Annotated in this window: 4 protein-coding genes and 2 pseudogenes; 5 read left to right on the plus strand and 1 reads right to left on the minus strand. The window is 61.6% G+C overall.

Annotation, left to right across the window (positions count from 1 at the left end; genetic code table 11):
• The 4 genes and pseudogenes from CJ301_RS19220 to CJ301_RS18385 form a co-directional block, all read left to right on the plus strand.
• A pseudogene (locus CJ301_RS19220) lies at positions 1 to 150 on the plus strand (MerR family transcriptional regulator); the annotation flags it as partial.
• Positions 117 to 473 carry a YnfA family protein gene (locus CJ301_RS18375; protein ID WP_216823340.1) on the plus strand — a complete coding sequence of 119 codons (357 nt, stop codon included), beginning with the start codon at positions 117 to 119 and terminating at the stop codon, positions 471 to 473. The pseudogene CJ301_RS19220 and the gene CJ301_RS18375, both read left to right, overlap by 34 nt.
• Positions 474 to 578: 105 nt before the next feature.
• Entirely contained in the window at positions 579 to 1,316 is a 738-nt protein-coding gene (locus tag CJ301_RS18380; RefSeq protein ID WP_173812396.1) for a transglutaminase-like domain-containing protein, read from the plus strand.
• Positions 1,306 to 2,220 carry a cation diffusion facilitator family transporter gene (locus CJ301_RS18385; protein ID WP_099278775.1) on the plus strand — a complete coding sequence of 305 codons (915 nt, stop codon included), beginning with the start codon at positions 1,306 to 1,308 and terminating at the stop codon, positions 2,218 to 2,220. Before CJ301_RS18380 ends, CJ301_RS18385 begins: the two co-directional genes overlap by 11 nt.
• A gap of 427 nt (positions 2,221 to 2,647) precedes the next feature.
• Here CJ301_RS18385 and mntR read toward each other — a convergent pair whose 3' ends face one another.
• Positions 2,648 to 3,118: a manganese-binding transcriptional regulator MntR gene (gene mntR / locus CJ301_RS18390; RefSeq protein WP_099278776.1), complete on the minus strand. Its 471-nt coding sequence runs from the start codon at positions 3,116 to 3,118 to the stop codon at positions 2,648 to 2,650.
• A 93-nt stretch (positions 3,119 to 3,211) separates the two neighbouring features.
• Here mntR and CJ301_RS19000 point away from each other — a divergent pair.
• A pseudogene (locus CJ301_RS19000) lies at positions 3,212 to 3,877 on the plus strand (cytochrome C); the annotation flags it as partial.

The following is a 3,877-nucleotide window of genomic DNA, read 5'->3' on the forward strand; positions in this document are numbered from 1 at the left end:
CAACGCATGGCCCGGCTCGAGGTGCTGCGGCTGGAGCTGGAACGCATGATCGAGGAATGCAGTGGCGGGCGAGCGGCGGATTGCCGCGTGCTCGAAGTGCTGCGCGATCACTCGGAATGCCTGACGGACCACGAGGGCATCGGCACTTGAACGCCGTCATCGCCTATCCGCTGGCCGCGATCGCCGAGATCGCGGGATGCTTTGCCGTCTGGGCCTGGTGGCGGCTTGGCGCCTCGCCGCTTTGGCTCTTACCCGGCATAGTCTCATTGGCACTGTTCGGATGGCTGCTCGCACAGGTCGAGACGTCCTCGGCGGGGCGTGCCTTCGCGGCCTATGGCGGTGTCTACATCGCCGCCTCGGTGCTCTGGATGTGGCTGGCCGAAGGACATCGTCCGGATCGGTGGGATCTTATCGGGACGATGGTGAGTCTGACGGGCGCAATGATCATTCTCGCGGCGCCACGCGGCACGTAAGCGGAAACGCTTGAAGCTACAGTCACTGTAGGGACTATCTCTCTTCCCGACGATTCGTGGAGAGAGTTCATGCAAACTTCCCCCTGCCTGACGGCAACCACCCCAATGTTGGATTTCAAGGTGCCAGCCATCGCCGCCCTGATCGAGGCGCGGGGCTGGTCACGTTTGCCGCGAGCTGATCGGATCGGCACCATCTACGATTTCGTGCGCGACGACATTCCCTTTGGCTACAACCGGGCGGATGACATCTCGGCCAGCGACGTGCTGCGGGACGGCTATGGTCAGTGCAACACCAAGGCCACCCTGTTGATGGCGCTCCTGCGCGGCGTGGGGGTGCCATGCAGGCTGCACGGGTTCACGATACACAAGGCGCTTCAGCGCGGCGTGGTGCCGGAGGCGGCCTATCCGTGGGCTCCGGCGGAAATCCTGCATTCCTGGGTCGAGGTCGAACTGGATGGTGATTGGCTGAACCTCGAAGGGTTCATTCTTGACAGCCCATATCTTCAAGCGATCCAAGCCGCTTTCCCGGGCCGGGAAAGTCTGTGCGGCTATGGTGTCGGCACGGATCGCCTTGACGCGCCGCAGGTCGGGTGGACCGGTGAGGATACCTACATCCAGAAGACCGGGATTGCCCGTGATCTCGGAACCTTCGCTTCACCCGACGATTTTCTCGAGAACCGAAAACAGGCGATCGGCCGCTTCAAGGAGCAGCTGTATCGCCATGCGATCCGCCATTGGATGAACGCGCGGGTGCGCAAGATCCGGAATGGTGATGTCCCTCCGGTGCCTGGACTGGATGCCCGGAGGAAAGGTCTACCGAAGGAGCATGGACATGCCGCATGACCACAGCCACGCGCATCTCGATCCCGAATCCGGGGATCGGCGCGTTTCCATAGCCATATGGGCCAATGCTCTGCTGACCGTGGCGCAGATCGTCGGCGGCATATTCGCGGGCAGCCTCGCGCTGATCGCGGACGCGCTGCACAACTTCTCGGACATGGCCTCGCTTGTCATCGCCTTCGTCGCCCGCAAGATCGCGCGTCGGCCCGCGGATTCGACGATGACCTTCGGCTATGGGCGGATCGAGATCGTGGCCGCCCTCATCAACTACACGACGCTCATTCTCGTCGGCTTCTACCTGATCTACGAAGGCGGCATGCGGATGATCGATCCTCCCGAGGTGCGCGGCTGGACGGTCGTCATCCTTGGCGGGATCGCTCTGGTCATCGATGCGCTGACCGCGGGCCTTACCTATTCGATGCAGAAGGGCAGCGTGAACATCCGGGCACTGTTTCTACACAATCTTTCGGATGCGCTCGCCTCGGTGGCTGTCATCATCGGTGGCACGCTGATCCTCCTATACGACCTACGCTGGGTCGATCCCGCCATCACCATCGGCATCGCGCTCTATATCCTTTACTTGGCACTGACCGAAATTAGCGGGCCAATCCGGACCCTGATGCTCGGCAGTCCGCCTGATATCGACAGTGACGCCGTTGTTCAGGCAATGCGGGACGCCGATGGCGTTCGGGATGTCCACCATGTGCATCTTTGGCAAATGCAGGAGCATGAGGTTGCTCTCGATTGCCACGTGGTGCTGGACGATCAGGGCTGGGCGCGCATCGAAAGCGTGAAAGCCGGCATCAAGTCCCGATTGAAGGACGGCTTCGGTATCGCCCATTCGAGTCTGGAGTTCGAGCACGAAGGAAATGCCCACCAGAACGCCGAGTTGTATGGGCACGGGTAGGCGAAGTCGGCCTGTCCTCGAAATGGGCCGCCCAGCTGCTGGTCGACCCGATGCTTCGGCTTCCAGAGACGCGCTTTTCAAGCGGCCTTGCCGCCGACCTGCTTGGCAAAGCAGTCCTCGTGGCCGCAACATTATCGCGGCATGAACCACGTCAGACTTCCGGGGGGCTGGTTTGCTTCAGCTACGCGGCCATGCTCGATGTTTCGAGAGCAGCGTAGTGTTCGCCTCCGCTGAAGGGACAATGCCGACAGGCTCGACCGGGCGGCGGTTGATGAGCCGGTCGACCCATTCAAGGATCGCGCATGTCATCTCTCCGGAGCTCCGCCACGATCCTTCGTAAGCAACGACTTTGGACTTGGAGAGCGCATGGATTTCTCAGTTCTCCGCAGACGTCCATTGGTCGCCGGCAAAAGTCGAAACCGCGAGGTCAATGCTTTTCATGAGCGCGCGTCACCACCGCCTCGAAGGCTTCCAGAGTGGTTTCGCTGACGTGGTGTTCGATCCCTTCGGCGTCCCGTTCCGCCGTTTCCTCATCGATCCCAAGGCTCAGGAGAAACGCCACCACGATACGGTGACGCCTACGGCAGGCCTCTGCCAGTTTCTGTCCCTCAGGGGTGAGAAAAATGGCTCTATACCTCTCGCGGGAAACGAGGCCTGCCTCCTTTAGTCTTGAGATGTTCTTGGTGACCGTGGGGGGTTTCACACCCAGGCGCTCGGCGATGTCCACCGGTCTCGCTTCGCCCTGAATCTCGATCAGCTCGGCGATCAATTCGACATAGTCTTCGGCCATTTCGCTCTCATGCGCCTGGCGCACGGTCGCGAAGCCTTCCGCCTGCGCCTTGGCATCCCTGTCGCTCGCGTCGGACGCCTCACGTCCATGTATCTGCAATTTCGTCATGCCAGGACATTGCCGCGATCTGGCGGGAATGACAACTTGTTAGCACTATCTATATATGTTAGCATCGGCTAACTTTTGAGACCGGAGAACGCTGTGACCTCGAGATTTCCTGCATTGTTGCTTGCCGCTTTTGCAGGGGCGCTTGCCCTCTCTGGCTCTGCTTTGGCGACTCCTGCCAAGGAAGCGCCCTGGCTTCCCGAAGCGGCCGCCTATCGGCTGACACTCTTCCTCGGAAATCTCGAGCCGTTGCCCTGGGACGACGTAGAGGCCGCTTGGTCTGAACCCCACCGCAACTCGGATTTCTCGTTCGGCGCGCTGGCGCGTCTGGATGAAGATAGCGACGTGAAGCCTGACACCCTCATGGATGCTATCTCGAGCGAGGACCGGCATGCGGTCTTCGCCGAGGCGACGCGATTGATCGCGCTTAGGCTCGAAGAAGAGCTGGATCGGGCCATTGCGGCCGAAAGCCCGGCGACCGCGCAGCGGGCCGTGCGCGAAGCCCGTGAACTTTACCGCGCCTTCGCGGACGGCATCGCCGCCGCCGATCCCGAAGCTTCGAGGCGTATCGGCCGCGCATGGCTGGAACTCGCCAGCAGCGCGGGTTCTCCCGGTCTCCTTGGCGCAGGCACGACACCTACCTCCACCGAGGCAATGGCAACCGCGCGCGCAGTCATCTCGGACTATCTCGCCGACAACTATCTCCTCGACACTTTCACGACGCGGCGGACGCTGAGCGCTCTACCGGAAACAGCGGTGCTG

Source organism: Limimaricola cinnabarinus (genome assembly GCF_002723615.1).
Taxonomy (GTDB): domain Bacteria; phylum Pseudomonadota; class Alphaproteobacteria; order Rhodobacterales; family Rhodobacteraceae; genus Limimaricola; species Limimaricola cinnabarinus_B.